This is a genomic window from Helicobacter pylori NQ4053 (assembly GCF_000274605.1).
In the GTDB taxonomy this organism is placed as follows: Bacteria; Campylobacterota; Campylobacteria; order Campylobacterales; family Helicobacteraceae; genus Helicobacter; species Helicobacter pylori_CV.
The window spans coordinates 1-19895 of the sequence record NZ_AKNV01000004.1; the positions used below are offsets into that span (position 1 = coordinate 1).

The 19895-nt window shown below is 38.8% G+C and carries 17 protein-coding genes and 1 pseudogene; 6 read left to right on the forward strand and 12 right to left on the reverse strand.

Annotated elements, in window-relative coordinates; translation table 11 throughout:
• Nucleotides 1–380 precede the first annotated feature (380 nt).
• Together AYS37_RS03120 and AYS37_RS03125 are read left to right on the forward strand one after the other, a co-directional pair.
• The gene (locus AYS37_RS03120; protein WP_000270612.1) at nucleotides 381–1601 is read left to right on the forward strand and encodes an HD domain-containing protein; all 1221 of its coding nucleotides are present in this window, start codon (nucleotides 381–383) and stop codon (nucleotides 1599–1601) included.
• A pseudogene (locus AYS37_RS03125) lies at nucleotides 1601–2306 on the forward strand (Fic family protein). Before AYS37_RS03120 ends, AYS37_RS03125 begins: the two are co-directional and overlap by 1 nt.
• 11 nt (nucleotides 2307–2317) lie before the next feature.
• Here AYS37_RS03125 and AYS37_RS03130 read toward each other — a convergent pair.
• From AYS37_RS03130 to AYS37_RS03150, 5 genes are all read right to left on the reverse strand, one after another.
• Entirely contained in the window at nucleotides 2318–3562 is a 1245-nt protein-coding gene (locus tag AYS37_RS03130) for an RNA polymerase factor sigma-54 (RefSeq protein ID WP_000996446.1), read from the reverse strand.
• 2 nt (nucleotides 3563–3564) lie between these two features.
• A complete protein-coding gene (gene lptB / locus AYS37_RS03135) occupies nucleotides 3565–4287 on the reverse strand; it encodes an LPS export ABC transporter ATP-binding protein (protein ID WP_000353245.1) in 723 nt (240 codons plus the stop codon).
• A 12-nt stretch (nucleotides 4288–4299) separates the two neighbouring features.
• Entirely contained in the window at nucleotides 4300–4701 is a 402-nt protein-coding gene (gene tsaE / locus AYS37_RS03140) for a tRNA (adenosine(37)-N6)-threonylcarbamoyltransferase complex ATPase subunit type 1 TsaE (RefSeq protein ID WP_001202516.1), read from the reverse strand.
• Nucleotides 4698–6485, reverse strand: coding sequence for a DNA polymerase III subunit gamma/tau (locus AYS37_RS03145; protein WP_001197574.1), 1788 nt, complete (start codon nucleotides 6483–6485; stop codon nucleotides 4698–4700). Before AYS37_RS03145 ends, tsaE begins: the two co-directional genes overlap by 4 nt.
• 66 nt (nucleotides 6486–6551) lie before the next feature.
• Complete coding sequence (locus tag AYS37_RS03150; RefSeq protein ID WP_000498318.1) at nucleotides 6552–7184, reverse strand: LysE family transporter; 633 nt, start codon at nucleotides 7182–7184, stop codon at nucleotides 6552–6554.
• A gap of 257 nt (nucleotides 7185–7441) precedes the next feature.
• On the opposite strand from AYS37_RS03150, the gene AYS37_RS03155 reads away from it, so the two are divergent.
• The 3 genes from AYS37_RS03155 (at nucleotide 7442) to sabA (AYS37_RS03165) (ending at nucleotide 10584) form a co-directional block, all read left to right on the forward strand.
• A complete protein-coding gene (locus AYS37_RS03155) occupies nucleotides 7442–7864 on the forward strand; it encodes a DUF1104 domain-containing protein (protein ID WP_001232177.1) in 423 nt (140 codons plus the stop codon).
• Nucleotides 7865–7892: 28 nt separating this feature from the next.
• Nucleotides 7893–8351, forward strand: coding sequence for a sialic acid-binding protein (locus AYS37_RS03160; protein ID WP_000709625.1), 459 nt, complete (start codon nucleotides 7893–7895; stop codon nucleotides 8349–8351).
• 361 nt (nucleotides 8352–8712) lie between these two features.
• Nucleotides 8713–10584: a Hop family adhesin SabA/HopD gene (sabA, locus tag AYS37_RS03165; protein ID WP_000542809.1), complete on the forward strand. Its 1872-nt coding sequence runs from the start codon at nucleotides 8713–8715 to the stop codon at nucleotides 10582–10584.
• A gap of 70 nt (nucleotides 10585–10654) precedes the next feature.
• Here the strand turns inward: sabA (AYS37_RS03165) and AYS37_RS03170 are convergent, their stop codons facing one another.
• The gene (locus AYS37_RS03170) at nucleotides 10655–11986 is read right to left on the reverse strand and encodes an anaerobic C4-dicarboxylate transporter (protein ID WP_000227251.1); all 1332 of its coding nucleotides are present in this window, start codon (nucleotides 11984–11986) and stop codon (nucleotides 10655–10657) included.
• Between the two features lie 75 nt (nucleotides 11987–12061).
• On the opposite strand from AYS37_RS03170, the gene AYS37_RS03175 reads away from it, so the two are divergent.
• Nucleotides 12062–13108: an asparaginase gene (locus AYS37_RS03175; RefSeq protein ID WP_001263517.1), complete on the forward strand. Its 1047-nt coding sequence runs from the start codon at nucleotides 12062–12064 to the stop codon at nucleotides 13106–13108.
• Nucleotides 13109–13247: 139 nt separating this feature from the next.
• Here the strand turns inward: AYS37_RS03175 and sabA (AYS37_RS03180) are convergent, their stop codons facing one another.
• The 6 genes from sabA (AYS37_RS03180) to AYS37_RS03205 all read right to left on the reverse strand — a co-directional run bounded on the left by sabA (AYS37_RS03180) (nucleotide 13248) and on the right by AYS37_RS03205 (nucleotide 19809).
• Complete coding sequence (gene sabA, locus AYS37_RS03180) at nucleotides 13248–15185, reverse strand: Hop family adhesin SabA/HopD (RefSeq protein ID WP_206536010.1); 1938 nt, start codon at nucleotides 15183–15185, stop codon at nucleotides 13248–13250.
• Nucleotides 15186–15410: 225 nt separating this feature from the next.
• Nucleotides 15411–16328, reverse strand: a complete 918-nt coding sequence (locus AYS37_RS03185; protein WP_000532481.1) for an outer membrane beta-barrel protein — start codon at nucleotides 16326–16328, stop codon at nucleotides 15411–15413.
• Nucleotides 16298–17284 (reverse strand): tRNA dihydrouridine synthase, encoded by a 987-nt coding sequence (locus AYS37_RS03190; RefSeq protein WP_000346150.1) that lies wholly within the window; start codon nucleotides 17282–17284, stop codon nucleotides 16298–16300. Before AYS37_RS03190 ends, AYS37_RS03185 begins: the two co-directional genes overlap by 31 nt.
• A 91-nt stretch (nucleotides 17285–17375) precedes the next feature.
• The gene (gene tilS / locus AYS37_RS03195; protein ID WP_000126891.1) at nucleotides 17376–18392 is read right to left on the reverse strand and encodes a tRNA lysidine(34) synthetase TilS; all 1017 of its coding nucleotides are present in this window, start codon (nucleotides 18390–18392) and stop codon (nucleotides 17376–17378) included.
• Nucleotides 18393–18427: 35 nt separating this feature from the next.
• A complete protein-coding gene (locus tag AYS37_RS03200) occupies nucleotides 18428–19495 on the reverse strand; it encodes an HP0729 family protein (protein WP_001016035.1) in 1068 nt (355 codons plus the stop codon).
• 8 nt (nucleotides 19496–19503) lie between these two features.
• Nucleotides 19504–19809, reverse strand: a complete 306-nt coding sequence (locus AYS37_RS03205) for a radical SAM protein (RefSeq protein ID WP_000491653.1) — start codon at nucleotides 19807–19809, stop codon at nucleotides 19504–19506.
• Nucleotides 19810–19895: the final 86 nt, after the last annotated feature.

The following is a 19895-nucleotide window of genomic DNA, read 5'->3' on the forward strand; positions in this document are numbered from 1 at the left end:
TACTGGGTTGAATTACCGCTATAAGCATTCTAAATATTCTGTAGGGATTAGCATCCCTTTAATCCAAAGAAAAGCTAGCGTCGTTTCTAGTGGTGGCGATTACACGAACTCTTTTGTTTTTAATGAAGGGGCTAGCCATTTTAAGGTGTTTTTTAATTACGGATGGGTGTTTTGAGTATAAAATCCATTAAGCGCGAAATCCATGACAGAAATAATATTTTTTTAAATAAAAGCCTTATTTTTATCTTTTTTTCGTATAATAAAATTTAAGTTAGTATTGATAGTGGTGCGTTAAGATTTTTCAATCTTGTGCAATAAAATCAACACTTCTTAATAAGCTCATAGTTTTAAATATTCAAAATAGTATAAAAAGGAAAGTCATGTATGCGGCTCATCCTATTAAACCCCTAAAAGCCCCTAAACTCAAAACTAAATTTTTAAGGCGTGTGTTTGTGGGGGCGTCCATTAGGCGCTGGAATGACCAAGCATGCCCTTTGGAATTTGTGGAATTAGACAAGCAAGCCCATAAAGCGATGATTGCGTATTTGCTCGCTAAAGATTTAAAAGACAGGGGTAATGACTTAGATTTAGATCTTTTAATCAAGTTCTTTTGCTTTGAATTTTTGGAGCGCTTGGTTTTAACCGATATTAAACCCCCTATTTTTTACGCCCTCCAACAAACGCACAGCCAAGAATTAGCCTCTTATGTCGTGCAAAGTTTGCAAGATGAAATCAGTGCGTATTTTTCTTTAGAGGAACTCAAAGAGTATTTAAGCCACAGGCCCCAAATTTTAGAAACTCAAATTTTAGAGAGCGCGCATTTTTATGCGTCTAAGTGGGAGTTTGATATTATTTATCATTTTAACCCCAACATGTATGGCGTGAAAGAAATTAAAGATAAAATTGACAAGCAACTCCACAATAACGATCATTTGTTTGAAGGGCTTTTTGGGGAAAAAGAAGATTTGAAAAAATTGGTGAGCATGTTTGGGCAGTTGCGTTTCCAAAAGCGTTGGAGCCAGACCCCAAGAGTGCCACAAACTAGCGTTTTAGGGCATACCTTATGCGTGGCGATTATGGGGTATTTGTTGAGCTTTGATTTAAAAGCTTGTAAAAGCATGCGGATCAATCATTTTTTGGGCGGGCTTTTCCATGATTTACCCGAGATTTTAACCCGAGACATTATCACGCCCATCAAACAAAGCGTTGCAGGGCTTGATCATTGCATTAAAGAGATTGAAAAAAAAGAAATGCAAAACAAAGTCTATTCCTTTGTTTCTCTGGGCGTTCAAGAAGATTTGAAATATTTCACCGAAAACGAGTTTAAAAACCGCTACAAAGACAAGTCTCATCAAATTGTTTTCACTAAAGACGCTGAAGAATTATTCACGCTTTATAACAGCGATGAATATCTTGGGGTTTGTGGGGAGCTTTTAAAGGTGTGCGATCATTTGAGCGCGTTTTTAGAAGCCCAAATCTCTCTTTCTCATGGCATTTCCAGTAACGATTTGATTAAAGGGGCTCAAAACCTTTTAGAATTGCGATCCCAAACAGAACTGCTTGATTTGGATTTAGGGAAATTGTTTAGGGATTTTAAATAATGAACTATAAAGAATTATTAGAATTTAACGATTACGCTATGGATTTAACCACTCGCACAGCTCATCATAGCACTGCTATTGAAAACAATCCTTTGAGCCTTGCTGAAACTATAAGTATTTTAACCACTGAATACATTCCTAGAGAAATGCCCCAAAGAGCTTTCTTTGAAGTGAAAAACTATCAAAACATGCTCTTCTTTCTGTTAGAAAATCTGAACAAAGGACAAAGCGTTGATAGCTTTTTTATAAGAGAGTTGCATGGGATTTTAATGAATTTTTTACTCCCTAATAAGGGGGTTTTCAAAACGACTGATAATACCATTTTAGGAGCTGGTTTTGAAATGACCCCCCATTTTCAAGTGCCTATGGCTATGAAAGAATGGTGCGATAACCTCAATTATAAGATGAAGACCTTACAAGATAAAGAAGAAAAACTAAAAGCTATTTTAGAACAACACATTTTGTTTGAAAGGATACACCCTTTTAGCGATGGTAATTGGTAGGGTGGGCAGAATGCTAATCTTTTATAGCGTTTTAGAGCAAAACTTAATACCATTTGTGATCACCAAAGAACAAAAAGAGGCTTACATTAAGGCTTTAGACACGCGCAATACAGAAAGCTTATACCAACTCGCCAAAGTATCCCAAGAGTTTGAACTCACACGCATACAAGGGCAAATGATACTCAATAAGAATAAGCCCTAAAATCATGGTTTTCAAGCGCGCATCAAATAGAGCCTTTTCCTCTCGCTTGAAGAAGCGATGTTGAGCAGTTGGCGGTATTTGGTGATCGTTCTTCTTACCATTTTCAAATGGAATTTTTCTTCAATGAGTTCTAAAATCTTAGCGTCGCTCAAAGGCTCTTTTTTGTCTTCATTTTTAATCAATTCTAAAAGATAGTCTTTGATCACAGCGTTTGAAGTCTCGCTGTTGTCTAAGGCGATGCTAAAGAAATGTTTAATAGGGAAAACCCCCCTTTCGCATGCCAAATACTTATTAGAAATGGCCCTTGAAATCGTGCTTACAGAGTGATTAAACTCATTGGCTAAATCTAATAGCTTTAAAGGGCGTAATTTTTTACCCTTAAAAAAATCGTATTGATACTCTAAAAGCATCAGACCGATTTTATAAATCGTGGCTTTTCTCAAATTTAATGCGTCAATCAAATCTTTGGCTTCTTTTAATTTTTCTTTTAAATAGCCGCTATCCTTAAAGCGATTTTCTTCTAAACTGATCGTCGGGTAGCTCTCATCGTTCAAACGCACAATCATTTCATTATCCACTTCTAAAATAAAAAGCTCAGGAATGACTTCTATTTCTTTTTCTAAAAACTCAATGGCTGGGGGGTTTTTAAAGGATTTTAAAATCTTTAAAGCCTTTTCGTAATAAAAATCTTTAGAAAATTCATGGTGTTTTTCTAAATTTAAAATGATTTTTCGCGCTTCTTCATAAAGCTCATTATCGTCTAATTCCCTACTCTCTAACTGGAATAAAAAGCTCTCTTTCACATCTTTAGCGCCAATGCCAGCGGGATTAAGGTAACTAAAACGCTTGCGCACTTTTTCATAAACTTCGCTCTCTACCCCTAAAATTCTAGCCCTTTCTTCAATATTTTCTTCAAAATACCCTTCACTATCCAGCCCGCTGATAATATCCATAGCGATTTTTTGAGAGGTTTCAGTAGGAAAAAGGGGGGGAATGATTTGAGCCTCTAAAGTTTCAAAAAGGCTTTTAGATGCGGTTGCGAAATTTTCTAAATGATCGCTGCTACTTTTAGCGCTAAAGCGATCGCTAAAATTTTTGATGCGTTTGTTTTCAATTTTGATTAAGGGGTTATCTAGGGCGTTTTGTTTCAACACTTCTTCTAAATCTTCAAGCTCACTTTGTAAAATGGGGAGCCACCCTTTTAAGGTAGCGTTTAATTTGTTTTTAGGGCTAAGGTTTGTGCGTAAGATCGCCATATTCACACCTTAAAATTTTCCCCTAAATAATACTTACGCACCAAAGCGTTTTCATAAATTTCATTAGCGTTCCCGCTCGCTAAAAGCGTGCCGCTTTTAATCACATACGCCCTATGGCACACGCTCAAAGTCTCTCGCACATTGTGATCAGTAATCAACACGCCGATATTTAATCCAATCAAGCTTTCAATGATTTTTTGAATGTCAATCACTGCGATCGGATCCACGCCCGCAAAAGGCTCATCTAATAGCACGAATTTAGGGTTTTTTATTAAAGCCCTAGCGATTTCTACACGCCTTCTTTCTCCCCCACTCAAGCTCATGCCCCTACGCTCTCTTATGGCTTGGATATTGAAAGCGTCTAACAAGCTTTCCATTTTTTCTTCGCTCTCTTTAGAGTTTTTAAAAGTGCTCTCCCCCGCTAGGGCCAGATTCTCTTCCACGCTCAATTCTTTAAAAATGCTGGATTCTTGGGGCAAGTAGCCTATGCCTAAATTAGAACGCTTGTGTAAGGGGTATTTAGCTAAATTCACATCGTTTAAATAAACGCTCCCCCCACTAGGCTCCAAAAGCCCGCATATCATGTAAAAGGTGGTGGTTTTACCCGCCCCATTAGGCCCTAAAAGCCCCACCACTTCGCCGCTTTTCACTTCTAAAGAAACATCTGAAACGATTTTGGTTTTTTTAATCTGTTTGTTTAAATGCTCTGCTTTTAAAATATCCATTCAAGCGACCCTTTAAGCGATCTTTATCGTATAAAAACGGCTAGTTGATTCGGTTTTGATTTCCACAACCTTAATAGCTAAATCGTATTTTTTTAAAATTTTTTCTAATTTTTCATCGCCCCATTCCACAAAATGGATCCCCTTTTCTAACAAGCACTCCAACATGCCAAGCTCCAAGCAAGCCTCTAAATCGCGCATGTAAAAATCGTAATGGAACACGCTCTCGCTATAAGCATGCATCAAGCTAAAGGTTGGGGAAGTCGCTTGAATGTCTAAACCCAAATGTTTCAAGCACGCCTGAACTAAGGTCGTTTTACCGCTCCCCACAACGCCCTTTAAAAGCACCACTCCCTTAAAATCATCTTTTAAAATTACAGCCGCCACTTTGTCCAACTCATCTAAATTCGCCCTCATAACAATTCCACGCTTTTGATTTCAAACTCGCTCTTAATTTCTTCAATCAGCTCAGAGTGGTTAGCCATAAATTCTTGCAACGCTGTTGGGGCTTCTTTGGGTTTGGCTTCTTTAGTCTCTTTAGTTTCGTTTTCTTTAATCTCTTTTTCTTGAACCTCTTTAGTGTCGTTTTCTTTCGTTTGAAGCGCTTTTCCAACCGCTTCTTTAGTATCGTTTTCTTGCATTTCAGCCGTCGTTTCGGTGATTGGTTGGGGCTTTAAGGGGGGGAATTTAAACTCTTTAGTTTCTTCTGGAGCGTTTTTATTTTCCAAATGATTTTTTAAAGCGATTTTGATACTTTCGCCCTTACCAAAAACCCCATCAACGATACCTTTTACGATTTTAAATCGCTCTCTTAAAAGCTCTTTATCCTTATCAGCGGCTAAAGACTCCCAAGTCAAGGTTTTAGTCCGGCTGTCAAAATCAATGAAACAGATATTTTTTTCAAACACCGCCCCTAATTCGTAGTTGCGCTCATAAACCAATGTTTGAACTTTCTTGAAAAGGTTGTGAAAAATGCGATCTTTAGCTGAAAGCATTGGAGTTTGTAGGGCTTCTGCGTTCTCTCTTTTTTCTAGTTTTTCTCTTTTTTCTGTTCCCTCTATCCTTTCTGCTTGTTCTATTTTTTCTGTGCCTTTAGATTCTTGTTTAGGGGCGTTAGCGTTTTGATTTAAGGGCTGAAAAGCGCTTTCTTTACTTTGCTCTAATTCCAAAATCGCATCGTCTAGGGCTTTGAGTTTTAAAGCTTCTTTGAATTTCATTTTCAATAACAACAGCACAAAACTAGCGTTTGCCCCTTCTTTCAAAAGGCTGAGACTACTCATAATGATTTTAAAAAAGCGCTCTATCAAAAGGATAGAATACGAATCAGGGCTTAATAATTTCGCTTTCAAAAAAAGCATCATTTCTTCTAAAACGCTCTCGGTTTCATAGTTTTCTAAAATAGCATAACGCTCTTTTAATCGCGCTTCATCTTGGTTGATTAAGCTTTGAAAAAAATCTTCTAAAACGCTCCGATCAATCGCTCCTAACATTTCAGCCACTTTGCTTTCTGTGATAGCGTTATCGCAATAATTGATGGCTTGCTCTAAAAGAGTGATCGTATCTCTCAAGCTCCCTTGCCCGCTGTGAGCCAGTTTTTCTAATGCACTTGTTTCATAGCTCACTTGTTCTTTTTCTAAAATGGTTTTTAAATGAGAAATAACGGAATTTTCAGGGATTTTTTTAAACCTGAAATGCTGGGTGCGACTGAGTATGGTAGCTGGCAATTTCAAAGCGTCCGTTGTCGCTAAAAGGAATTTCACATGGCTAGGAGGCTCTTCTAAAGTCTTTAAAAGCGCGTTAAACGCTTCGGTGGTGAACATATGCACTTCATCAATGATAAAGATTTTATAGCGCCCAAAGCTTGGTTTGTAGCGCGTTTGCTCTATGAGATTACGGACATCATCAATCCCCCTATTAGACGCCCCATCCATTTCTATAATATCTATGTGGTGGTTGTTTAAAGCGCTCTGGCATTGGATGCAAGTATCGCAAGGCACAGCCTTTGGCCCTGTTTCACACATTAAAGCCCTAGCAAAAATCCTAGAAGAGCTGGTTTTGCCTGAACCTCTTAACCCGCTGAATAAATAAGCGTTAGCCAAACGCTGGTTGTCTAGGGCTAAAGAAAGCGTTTTAGCCACGCTCTCTTGACCGACTAGCTCGCTAAAATGTTTGGGGCGGTATTTTAACGCTAAAACTTGCATTGATCCTAATCCTTAAAACTCATTTAGGAGTATTGTAATGCAAAATGACTTAAAACTAGCCCCTTTTTAGGTTTTGCTCAATAGCGCTAAAAAATCCCTAAATAAAGTAACGCTAAGCGTTCCCATGATAGCGGTTACAAAGAGATTCACGCCCATAAAGATTTTTTGGTTGTTTAAGAGTTTAGAGCCATAGCGTAAAGATAGGGTGCATAACAATAAAAGCCAAGAAAGGGCAGCCGATAAAGTGCCAGCTAGAAAGACAAATTTTTGCGCTAAATCAAAAGACAAAGCACTCGCGCCAATTAAAAACACCATTTCCAAATACACTTGAGGGTTGAGTAAGGTAACGCCTAAAGTGAATAATAAGGTCTTTTTTAAGGATAATTTTTTAGGGGTTTGGACTTGCTTCTTTTTAAAGGTTTGAAAAAGGGTTTTTAAAGCTAAAAAAGCGTAAAATCCGGTAAAAGCCGCTCCAAATAAATTCAAAAACAAACTCAAATAAAGGTTTTTAGCAAAATAAGCCCCCACGCCAAACACGCCCATGCTCATTAATACAATATCGCACATAAAACACAAAGCGCAAATCAAAAACACATAATTCCTAGCCATGCCTCGCTCTATAATAAACAAGGATTGCGCCCCCACAGCCGCGCACAAAGAAATCGCTAAACCAAAGCCTTCTATAAAAACCACAAACATCTTTATTCAAAATCCTTTCACTCAAAATAAGCCAAAACCATAACGCTACCATTAAAAACTCAAAAACGATATTTTAAAATTTTAGGGTTTAAAATGACCTTTATGATCGCTATGAATAAGATTAAATGAGAACAGATAATAACCAAAATGCCATTTTGATACTTTTAGTGGTTTAATAATGGATTAAAATTGACATGCTAAAATACTGAAATTTGCTGTCGTCATGCGGCAAAAATTTAGACAACAAGGGATTGGGAATGAGAAAGAGTTTGGCTTTTTGCCTGTTAGCTTTGCTTGGATTACAGGTTTTAGGTGCTAGGGATTTTTCGCAATTCAAAAACGAAGAACTTTTAAAATTAGCAGGCACTCTGCCTTCTAATGAAGCGATTGATTATCGCATGGAAGTGTCTAAACGCCTTAAAGCTTTAAACGCTGAGGATGCTAAGAAATTCCGCGCGAATTTCAGCCGGATCGCTAGGAAGAATCTTTCCAAAATGAGCGAAGAGGATTTCAAAAAAATGCGTGAAGAGGTGCGTAAAGAATTAGAAGAAAAAACCAAAGGTTTGAGCGATGAAGAAATTAAGGCAAAAGGACTTAATGTGAGCGTTTGTAGCGGCGATACGAGAAAAGTTTGGTGTAGGGCTGTTAAGAAAAAAGACGAACATTGTTCTCCTAAGTGAGATAAAATTTAATTTAAAAGGATAAAAAATGAAAAAAGCGTTGAAAATACTTTCTGTTAGCGCGTTGCTATTTGTGGCTTTGAACGCCAAAGATTTCAGTAAAACAAGCGATGAAGATTTGGCTAAAATGGCTGGCGTTGTCGCTCCGCAAGATATTGTGGATTACACAAAAGAGTTGAAAAAGCGCATGGAAAAGATGCCTGAAGACAAGAGAAAGGCGTTCCATAAACAACTGCATGAATATGCAGTTAAAAACACAGACAAAATGACCGTAGCGGATTTTGAAGCCCGCCAAAAAGCCGTTAAAGAAGCGCTTAAAAAAGGTAACATGGAAGACATGGATGATGATTTTGGGTTGAGATCATGCAAGCATGGGAAAAAGCACAAACACGATAAGCATGGCAAGAAGCATGGCAAAAAACATGACAAAGATCATGACGATAAAGACCATGACCACCATGATGAAGATCACAGCGATAAGCACTAAAGCTTAAACCACACCGCTTTCTCTATCAAAGCTTCAAACCCTTCAAGCAGAAATCCTAAACGCTTTTGGCGTTTGGGATAAATGCGTTCTGTTAAGCGTTATCAAAATTCTGTTCTTATTATAAATACTGATGATAAAATTCAAAAGATGGTTTCATTATTACAAAAATTAACACTCCAAAGATAAATAGTTAAAAAACACCCAAAAATCTTTTTTTTTTGAAATCCAATAAATTTATGGTAAAGTTAAACATATTGTAAATAAATTTTCATTTCTATTCATGTTTACAATAAAAAAATTACTTTAAGGAACACTTTTATGAAAAAGACAATTCTACTCTCTCTCTCTCGCTTCATCGCTTTTGCACGCTGAAGACAACGGCTTTTTTGTAGGCGCGGGCTATCAAATCGGCGAAGCGGTGCAAATGGTCAAAAACACCGGCGAATTGAAAAACTTGAACGACAAATATGAGCAATTAAGCCAATCTTTAGCCCAACTGGCTTCGTTAAAACGAAGCATTCAAACGGCGAACAACATTCAGGCTGTCAACAATGCTTTAAGCGATTTAAAAAGCTTTGCGAGTAACAACCACACAAACAAAGAAACATCGCCCATCTACAACACCACGCAGGCTGTTATCACTTCAGTATTGGCTTTTTGGAGTCTTTATGCAGGGAACACTCTCAGTTTTCATGTGACCGGTTTGCATGATGGATCTAATTCTCCTCTTGGAAGAATCCATAAAGATGGGAACTGCACAGGATTACAACAATGTTTTATGAGCCAAGAAACTTATAATAAAATGAAAACGCTTGCTGAAAACCTCCAAAAAGCTCAAGGCAATCTCTGTGCCTTATCAGAATGTTCTAGCAATCAATCAAGTGAAAACAAAACTTCCATGACTACAGCTCTTAAAACCGCGCAAGAGCTTATGGATTTGATCGAACAGACCAAGGTTTCTATGGTGTGGAAAAATATAGTCATCGCAGGTGTTTCAAACAAAGCCGGTGGTGCTGGTGCTATCACATCCACTGGTCCTGTAACCGACTATGCGGTGTTTAACAACATCAAGGCGATGCTACCTATCTTGCAAGAAGCGCTCAAACTAACTCAGAGCAACCACACCCTATCTACTAACTTGCAAGCTCGAGCTACAGGATCTCAAACAAATCGTGAATTTGCTAAAGACATTTACGCTTTAGCTCAAAACCAAAAGCAAATCCTTTCTAACGCTTCAAATATCTTCAATCTCTTTAATTCCATTCCTAAAGACCAACTTAAGTATTTGGAGAACGCTTACTTGAAAGTGCCGCATTTGGGTAAAACGCCTACTAACCCTTACAGACAGAATGTGAATTTGAATAAAGAAATCAATGCGGTTCAAAACAATGTGAGCTATTATGGTAACCGGTTGGATTCGGCTTTAAGCGTGGCTAGAGATGTTTATAACCTAAAATCCAATCAAACAGAAATCGTAACCGCCTATAACAACGCTAAGAATTTGAGCGAAGAGATTTCTAAACTCCCGCATAATAAGGTCAATGTAACAAACATCGTTATGTCGCCTAAAGATCCTACAGCGGGCCAATACAACTACCAAATCAACCCAGAGCAGCAATCCAATCTTAACCAAGCTTTAGCGGCGATGAGCAATAACCCCTTTAAAAATATAGGAATGATCAGCTCTCAAAACAATAACGGCGCTTTGAACGGGCTTGGCGTGCAAGTGGGTTATAAGCAATTCTTTGGCGAAAGCAAAAGATGGGGGTTAAGGTATTATGGCTTCTTTGATTACAACCACGGCTATATCAAATCCAGCTTTTTTAATTCGTCTTCTGATATATGGACTTATGGCGGTGGGAGCGATTTGTTAGTGAATATTATCAACGATAGCATCACAAGAAAGAACAACAAGCTCTCCGTGGGTCTTTTTGGAGGTATCCAACTCGCAGGGACTACATGGCTTAATTCCCAATACGTGAATTTAACCGCGTTCAATAACCCTTACAGCGCGAAAGTCAATACTTCCAATTTCCAATTCTTGTTCAATCTCGGCTTGAGAACCAATCTCGCTACAGCTAAGAAAAAAGACAGCGAACGTTCCGCGCAACATGGCATTGAACTAGGCATTAAAATCCCCACCATTAACACCAATTACTATTCTTTTTTAGGCACTAAGCTAGAATACCGAAGGCTTTATAGCGTGTATCTCAATTATGTGTTTGCTTATTAAATGCTTTAAACCCTCTTTTTTAAGGGGGGTTTAGAAAAATCGTCAAGCTTTTTATCGCTGGTTATAAAAGCTACAAAACCAACGGTGCGACAACAAACCCTAACGCCACGCTCAAAAACACGACTAAAACCCCAGGGATCAAAAACGCATGATCAAACACATAACGGCCCATTTTGGTGGTGCCGGTATGATCCATAGCGATCGCTCCTAGTAAAGTGGGGTAAGTGGGTAACACAAACAACGCCGAAACGCTCGCAAACGAAGCCACGATAATATACAAATGCTCGGTATGATTAGCGCTAATGCCTAAGGCTGTGATCACGCTTGGGATGAGCGCTTTAGAGGTGGCAGCTTGCGAATACAAAAGCATGGAAGCCAAAAAAAGCGCTACGGCTAATAAAAACGGGTAATCAGCGATCAAAAAAGAAGCGTATCGCTTGATTTCATCTATATGATTGCTCACAAAAGTATCGCCTAACCACGCCACGCCCAGCACGCACACGCACGCTTGCATGCCGGATTTAAACACGCTTGAATGGGCGATTTCATTAGCGTTGATTTTACAAAAAAGCGCAATGAGAGTCGCCACGCTCAACATGAAAGACACGATCGCTTGATCTCTGCCTAAAACCACCGGGTTAATCAAAGCGATATTTTTGGAAATCGCGCTCGCATAAAAAACGATCGCTACAACCCCACCGATAAAAATCCATAGCGATAATTTCGCGCTTTTTGAGGCTTCTTTTTCTTTTTTCATCATAGGGGGCGAAATTTTGCCCGCTTTCAAGCGTTCTAAATAATGCGGATCGCTGTCTAACTTTAAATTAGTAAAACCCATAATAAACGCCGTGAGCATGCATGCTAAAAAAGTCGTAGGGATCCAAACCATTAAAAGGGTGAGGTAATTTGCCCCTAAAGGCTCTAAAATACCGCTCATAAACACCACCGCTGCGCTCACCGGGCTTGCGGTAATGCCCACTTGACTAGAAACAACCGCCAAGCTTAAAGGCGCTTTGGGCTTGATGTTTTGGCTCTGGCTCACTTCCACAATCACCGGGATCAAGGAAAAAACCGTATGCCCAGTGCCGGCTAGTATCGTTAAAAAATACGCCACGCTTGGTGCGAGGTAATTGATTTGCTTGGGGTGTTTCCTTAAAATTCTTTCAGCGATTTGGACTAAATAATCTAAGCCCCCCGCTTTTTGCATCGCGCTGATAGCGCTAATGACTGCCATGATGATTAAAATCACATCAAAAGGGATTTTGCCCGGGTTTAGCCCCAAAAATAAGCATAAAACAAGCACGCCTAAGCCCCCCGCATAGCCCACTCCCAAGCCCCCTAGCCTTGCCCCTAAAAAAAGCGAAAAAAGTAACACTACAATTTGAAAAAAGGCATCCACCATTAACTCTTTTTAAATTTATTTTAACAACGATTCACTATACTATAAAATCTTTTAAATTTCAAAAGGTAGTCTATAATGAGAGTGTTTTTGAAATTTTTGATTCTCTTATTTTGTTTGAAGGGGCAAGTTATGGCTCAAAATTTACCCACCATTGCTTTATTAGCGACAGGGGGGACGATTGCAGGGAGTAGCGTTGATGCGAGCTTGGGTAGTTATAAGAGCGGTGAATTGGGTGTCAAAGAGCTTTTGAAGGCTATCCCCAGTCTCAACAAGATCGCTCGCATTCAAGGGGAGCAGGTTTCTAACATCGGCTCACAAGACATGAATGAAGAGGTATGGTTCAAACTCGCCAAACGCGCCCAAGAGTTGCTAGATAATAGCCGTATTCAAGGCGTGGTCATCACGCATGGAACGGACACTTTAGAAGAGAGCGCGTATTTTTTAAATTTGGTTTTACGCTCCACAAAACCGGTCGTGCTAGTGGGAGCGATGCGTAACGCTGCTTCTTTGAGTGCGGATGGGGCTTTGAATTTATATAATGCTGTGAGCGTGGCGATCGATGAAAAAAGCGCGAATAAGGGCGTGTTGGTGGTGATGGACGATACTATTTTTAGCGCTAGAGAAGTAATTAAAACGCACACCACCCACACTTCCACCTTTAAAGCCTTAAATAGCGGTGCGATAGGGAGCGTGTATTATGGTAAAGTGCGCTATTACATGCAGCCTTTAAGAAAACACACCATAGAGAGCGAATTTTCTCTTTTAGAGCTAAAAACCCCCCTGCCTAAAGTGGATATTATTTACACGCATGCTGGCATGACACCCGATTTATTCCAAGCGAGCCTGAAATCGCATGCAAAAGGCGTTGTGATAGCCGGGGTGGGTAATGGGAATGTGAGCGCTGGGTTGTTAAAAGCGATGCAAGAAGCGAGCCAAATGGGGGTGGTTATTGTTCGTTCTAGCAGGGTAGGCAGCGGTGAGATTACTTCAGGCGAGATTGATGACAAGGCCTTTATCACAAGCGACAATTTAAACCCCCAAAAAGCCAGGGTGCTTTTACAACTCGCTCTAACCAAAACGAATGATAAGGCAAAAATCCAAGAAATGTTTGAAGAGTATTAAACGATTCTCTTAGATCACCCAATTATTAAAGATAATTGGGTGATCTGGTTTATTTTGTTTTTGACTTTATTTTCATCAAATATTGATAACTATCAAAATAGATTTGATGAAGCTCCCCCTATTTTAAAAAGGAGATTTTTTAATAAGCGAACACATAATTGAGGTACACGCTATAGAGCCTTCTGTATTGCAATTGAGTGCCTAGAAAAGAATAGTAATTCGTGGTAATGGTGGGGATTTTAATGCCTAATTCAATGCCATGTTGCGCGGAATGCTCACTATCTTTTTTCTTAGCTGTAGCGAGATTGGTTCTCAAACCCAAATTGAACAAAAATTGGAAATTGGAAGTATTGACTTTCGCGCTGTAAGGGTTATTGAACGCGGTTAAATTCACGTATTGAGAATTAAGCCATGTAGTCCCTGCTAGTTGGATACCTCCAAAAAGACCCACAGAAAGCTTGTTGTTCTTTCTTGTGATGCTATCGTTGATAATATTCACTAACAAATCGCTCCCACCGCCATAAGTCCAAATATCAGAAGACGAATTAAAAAAGCTGGATTTGATATAGCCGTGGTTGTAATCAAAGAAACCATAATACCTTAACCCCCATCTTTTGCTTTCGCCAAAGAATTGCTTATAGCCCACTTGCACGCCAAGCCCATTCAAAGCGCCGTTATTGTTTTGAGAGCTGATCATGCCCACTTTTTTAAAGGGGTTATTGCTCATCGCTGCTAAAGCTTGATTAAGATTGGATTGCTGCTCTGGGTTGATTTGGTAGTTGTATTGGCCCGCTGCCGGAGCGTTTTGATCGTGAGGCAGTGTAACAATGTCTTTTGTATTGACTTGGTTATAGGGGAGTTTAGAAATCTCTTGGCTTAGATTATTAGCGTTGCTATAGGCTGTTACAATGTTTGCTTGATTGGATTTTAGGTTATAAACATCTTTAGCCACGCTTAAAGCCGCATCCACACGGTTACCATAATAACTCACATTGTTTTTAATCGTCTGAACTTCTTGGTTTAAATTCACCACCTGTCTGTAAGGGTTAGTAGGAGTTTGACCGATATTGGGTATTTTCAAATAAGCTTTCTCTAGATACTTATACTGCTCTGCAGGGATAGAACTAAAGAGGTTGAAAATATCTTGAGCGTAAGAGATGACTTGCTTTTGGTTTTGAGCGAGATTGTAGATGTCTTTAGCGAAATTAGGGTTTGTTTGAGATCCTGTAGCTTGAGCTTGCAAGCTAGTGGATAATGTGTGGTTGCTTTGAGAAAGCGTAACCGCTTGTTGCAAGATGGGTATCATCGCCTTGATGTTGTTAAACACCGCATATTGCGTTGGGTAATTAGTGGATGTGATAGCACCGGATGTATTTGAAACGCCACTGATGACGATATTTTTCCACATCATAGCCGTCCTAGTGCTTGCGATTAAATCCATAAGCTTTTGCGCGGTTTCAAGAGCGCTGCTTACGGTTGAGCTTGGTTGGCCTTGTGTTGTAGCGCATCCGGATAAAGCGCAAAGATTGTTGCCTTTAGTGGTAGCGTTTTGTTGGGCTGCTTGGAGGCTTTCAGCGAGCTTTTTCATCTCATTATAAGTGGTTTCATTCATCGCGCAGTTTTCAATTCCTGAGCAGTTGTCTATAATCGTTTTAAAAGGAGGGTTACCTTGGACATTAGCGGATTGTTTACTATCCTTATTACCCACAAAAAAAGTGAAGTAGTTCCCCGCATAAAGACTCCAAAAACCCAATACCGAAGTGATAACGGCTTGCACGGCGTTAAAGATGGGCGATTGGGTGGTGCTGTTGTAGTTGTTGTTGGTAAAGCTTTTTAAATAATTTAAAGAGCTATTGACCAGCTCAATGTTGTTGGCGTTTTGAATGCTTTGCTTCAACGAAGCCACTTGATTCAAATACTGGCTCAATTGCTCGTATTTGTCGTTCAAATTTTTCAATTCACCAGTGTTTTTGACCATTTGTACCGCTTCGCCGATTTGATAGCCCGCGCCCACAAAAAAGCCGTTGTCTTCAGCACGCAAAAGCGATGAAGCGAGAGAGAGAGAGAGAGTAAAAATCGTTTTTTCATAAAATGTTCCTTAAAGTAATGTTTTTGTTGTAAGAATATCATGAAGTGATAATATATTTACAATTAACCTAATTTTACTATAAATTGATTGGATTTCAAAAAAAAAAAAGATTTTGGAGTATTTTAATCTATTTATCTTTGAAGCGTTGATTTTTGTAATAATGAAACCATCTTTTGGATTTTATAAGCAATATTTAATGGGAACGAAGCCACACTAAAACAAGAACGCGTAGCTGACAAAAACTTCTTTATTCCTAAAAACGCTGAAGTTTTGTCGGATCGTTTGTTGTTGCCACACATTGCTAGCACCGAAGTTTTTCCAACTTTGCGTGCTCAAGCTATAATAAGGGATTTTTAGCCCCACATTGAAGCGGTTGTGTTTGCCTATATACAAAGAGCCTCCAAAATTCACAAAAAACCCCCCACCCGCTGCAAAAAATTTATCATCTTGATGGGTATTTTGATTTTGATATTGAGAACTCCACAAGATTGCGTATTCCACCCCACCCCCACCAAACACGCCTATTTTAAAAAACAGCATTTTTTCTGTTTTTAAAGCGAGTTTTAAAAGGGTGTCTATAGGGAGATTGACAAACACATTCACGTTCAAACCAAACGCCATGAAATGCCCGTTATTGAAGAGAAAATCTTGAGGGTTTGGGGTTTTTTGCAAATTCAAAGAGCCTTGAGCGTTTGAAGCAATATCGTAGGTTTTAATCGCGCTTGGGTTGTAATTCGCTTGGGATAAAAGGGTGTTACCCCCCACTTTTTGACCTAATTGCGCTTTAGCGTATTCTATATCCCCCCACACCCTTAAGCCTAAAATATGGTATTTATCAATAGCGATTTCATCGCCTATTTGCCCGGTATAAGACAGGTTTTTACCTCCCTTATAACGGGCTTCTAATTTCTCGCCATAACACACGCTACCAGGGCAAGTGGGGTTGTCTTTATAGGCTTGTTGCCACATGCTTGTGCGCGTGTTAGCCCCTGTGCCTAGCCTAAAACCTAGATAAATGTGGTTTTTGGTTTTAAAAAAAGGCGTTTTTTCAGTAGCATTGCCCCACAAAACCCCCAAACTGGCTAAAAAAATGAGCGCTTTCAAACGCTTTTTTGATTCAATTCTACCCATAATGGCACTTCACTTTGCAACATTTCTTGATTAAAAAATTCCTCTATGCTCTCTCGCATGCTCTTTATTTCTGTAAGGGTATTGACGCAGTTACGAAACGCGCTCGCTTGCATTTCGCCCTTAGCGTAAGCATGCAAATTTTTCCTAAACATGATCACCCCCCTATCCCCATAAAACTCCACCATTTTATCAAAATGTTCTAAAACCAAATCTTTTTTCACGACTGCGGGCAATTTTGTGGTGTTGTTTCTGATTTGCCAAAATATCCATGGGGCTCTTAAGGCCGCTCGCCCTATCATTAGCCCATCCGCTTGAGTGATTTGCAAAACTTCAAAAGCCTTTTTCACGCTGTCAATTTCGCCATTGGCTATCACGGGCTTTTTTAAAATCTTTTTCATTAAAGCAATGCTTTCATAATCTATTTTGTCTTTTTGGTATTTGTCGCTTCGTGTCCTCCCATGCACCACCACATAATCCACCGGCGCATCATTTAAGGCATGAGCGATTTCTTTAGGGATTTTCTTTTCAAAACCTAAACGCACTTTCACGCTTGTGATTTTTTTATTGGTGTTTTCTCTAATCACTTTTAAAATCTTCACCAAGTGGTTTAAATCCTTCAATAGCCCGCTCCCGTTACCATGATTAGCCACTTTAGGGGCAGGACAACCGCAATTAAAATCAATCCCATTCACATGATCTAAAGCGTTGATTTTTTCAACCGCTTCCTTGACTACGCTTTCTTTAGAGCCTGAAATTTGCGCCATGAAATGATCTTCTAAAGGGGATTTTTCTAACATTTTAGAAGTTTTATCAAACGCATACACCAACGAATGCGAGCTCACCATTTCGCTTGTGGTAACATCCACGCCAAATTTTTTCACCACGCTCCTGAAAGGCAAATCCGTATAGCCTGCTAGAGGGGCTAGAAAAAGCCATTTTTTATTCTTAAAGTCCATCCGCTCTCATATCAAAGTTTTTTGCTGTATTTTGACACAATCAAGGTTAAAAAGCGCTTTAAAATTAGCGTTTGATTAAAATCAAGCTTTTTTATAGATTGATTAAACTCTGTTTGAAACGGGTTAAAAAACCATGCGTTGGTTGTTTTAAAAACTCTGCGTATAAAACAGGCCGTAAGCGTTTAGGGATATCCAACCTCCTAGCTCTGTCTTTAAAATCCTTTGGCATGCTTAAAGTTTTTGGGGGTTTAAGAGCGATAAACACATGCTCTTTATCGCTTTCAATGATGAATTTTTGAGCGATTTCTAAGCTAAAAAAATGGCGTTTGATTTCTTCTTTTTGAGGAAAGCTCAACACATACCCCTTTTGCTTTAAGATTTTATCCACCATAAACAGCGCGTTTTGCGAATACTTAAAAAAAGTGATCCCATGCCTTTGTGAAACGGGCATCAAAGAATAAAGCCGCTCTTTTTCTTGATCCAAAAATTTAAAACTTTGGATAATGCCCTTAGAATAATCTTGCATCAAAGAGTTAGCGTAATGTTTCCTGAAAAAATTGCGTTTGAATTTTAAAGAAGAATTAGAATCGTCTTCAAAAAATTCCCGATCTTTAGCGAGCGTTTTAAGGGTGTCTTTAGGGGTGTAGAGCAAGGGGCGAACAATCGCATAAGATTCTCTTTTTTCATAGGCTTGAAAGCTTAAAAGCGTGTTTAGTCCGGCGCCTTTACTCAATTGCATCAAAAACCATTCTAGCCTGTCATTCAAATGGTGCGCTAAAATCAAATGCTTGTAAGAATGCTCTTTGATTAAGGTTTCAAAAAAATCATAACGAACTTTTCTCGCTTGCATTTCAAAATTGCGCGCGATTTTTTGAGCGTGATGGATGTAGCATTTTTTATGGTGTGTTTTTGCGAGTTTTTGAGCGTGTTGGATGATTTCAAGGCGTTGTTTTTGCGTGTTATAATCCACTAAAGCGATGTCAAAAGCGATGTTTTCTCCAACTAAAAGATGGAACAAGCAAGTAGAATCCAACCCACCTGAAAAACCCAATAAATTCTGACCCTCTCTTAAAGGCTCTAAATAGGGCTTAAAATCTCGCGCTGTCAAATCGGTACTAAATGCATGCTGAATGGATTGCGCTTTTATGAAGTTTCCTTGTGGGTTAAAATGCCTTTTAGTAAGCTTGCGCCTTCTATGCCTAAAATTTCATTCCTGAGTTTTTCCACTTCATTCAAACCTGGAGCTTTTTCATGGACGGCTTCGTTGCGGATGTTTTGAATAATGCTTAGGCTTTTTTGAAAAGGATAATTGATGAATCTCTTTAAGTTTTCTTCTAAATGGTATTGGACTTTTTCGTGTTTGAGTAGGAATTTCATGGTCCCAAGATTGGGCTTTTTAGCGAAAAAATCTTCAAGTATCAAAGATTTTCCTTGGACTTTATAAGCTAAATCATAAAGGTTGGGATCGTTTTCGCAAGCCTTTAAAAGAACTTGTTTAGCAAAAGTATAAATTTCGTATTCTAAGGTTTTGGTGTATTTGACGATGATGCTGGTAAAATCATTCAAAAGATCGTTTTCGCTTTGTAAAAGCTCCAATTCTGCATGAATGATATTATTGATGCTATCAGGGTGTAAGAGGTAAAAAAGCCTTTTTCCAAAAACAAAACGCATGAAATTTTCTTGCATGGTTAAATATTCTTTGCTTTTATACACGCTCAGATAATGCTTTTCATCGCCTAAAAAATAAGAACGCTCTTCTTTTAACTTAACCGGCAAAGGATAGACATAATTATTCCCATAAATGGCGTAAGTGTGGTTGTTTGGGGCGATGAAATTGGCTAAAAATTGATCCCTTAAAAGGCTGAAGTCTTCCCTGACTAATTCCCTTAAATCGCTGATAATAAAAAAGTCTTCCACTTCCAAATTTTTTTCTTTATAGTAACTAGGAATCAAACCCTCATCAATCTCTTTAGAAACCTTTATCACCTTAGCGGCAAATAAATTAGCGTAATCGGTCAAAAAAAGCTGCAAAAAATTTTTTTCATTGGTGGCTTTGTAAATTTCTTCTAAGGAGTCGTGCTTTTCTTGATCGTTGAGCTTTGATCGGATTTTACCAAAGCCCACTTGGGATTTTTCCTGTAAAACGCTTAAATGTTGTTGGATCACATCTTTTTGATAGTAAGGGTTATAAAGGATTAAAAGGTGGTTCATGCCCTATCTTATTTTAGGATTTCTTTGAGGTTTTGCTTGATCTCGTCAGGATTTTGCTCGTATTCTTGGATGAATTCTTTTAAAATTTCAAACAATTCGTCAAAATCCTGCGGGTATTCTTTCTTAAAACCCACGATCAAATCCAAAGTCTTGCCCGCCTTGTTTGATGGATCGTTTTCGCCCTCAAGAGCGTTTTTTATATCCAAAATCATATTGGCAATGCGAGTGGTTTGCACAGGGCTTGAAATGCGTTTGAATAAAGAGCCTTTAAACGCGTTTAAAAGCTTAAGAGTTGGGCAAATTTTAGAAAACATCGCCTTTCCTTATTAAAACATTTAAAATGCCGCTTGTTGGATTAGCCCGTTTCAAGCTCAGCCAAAAAGCCTTTTTGATGCGTTTT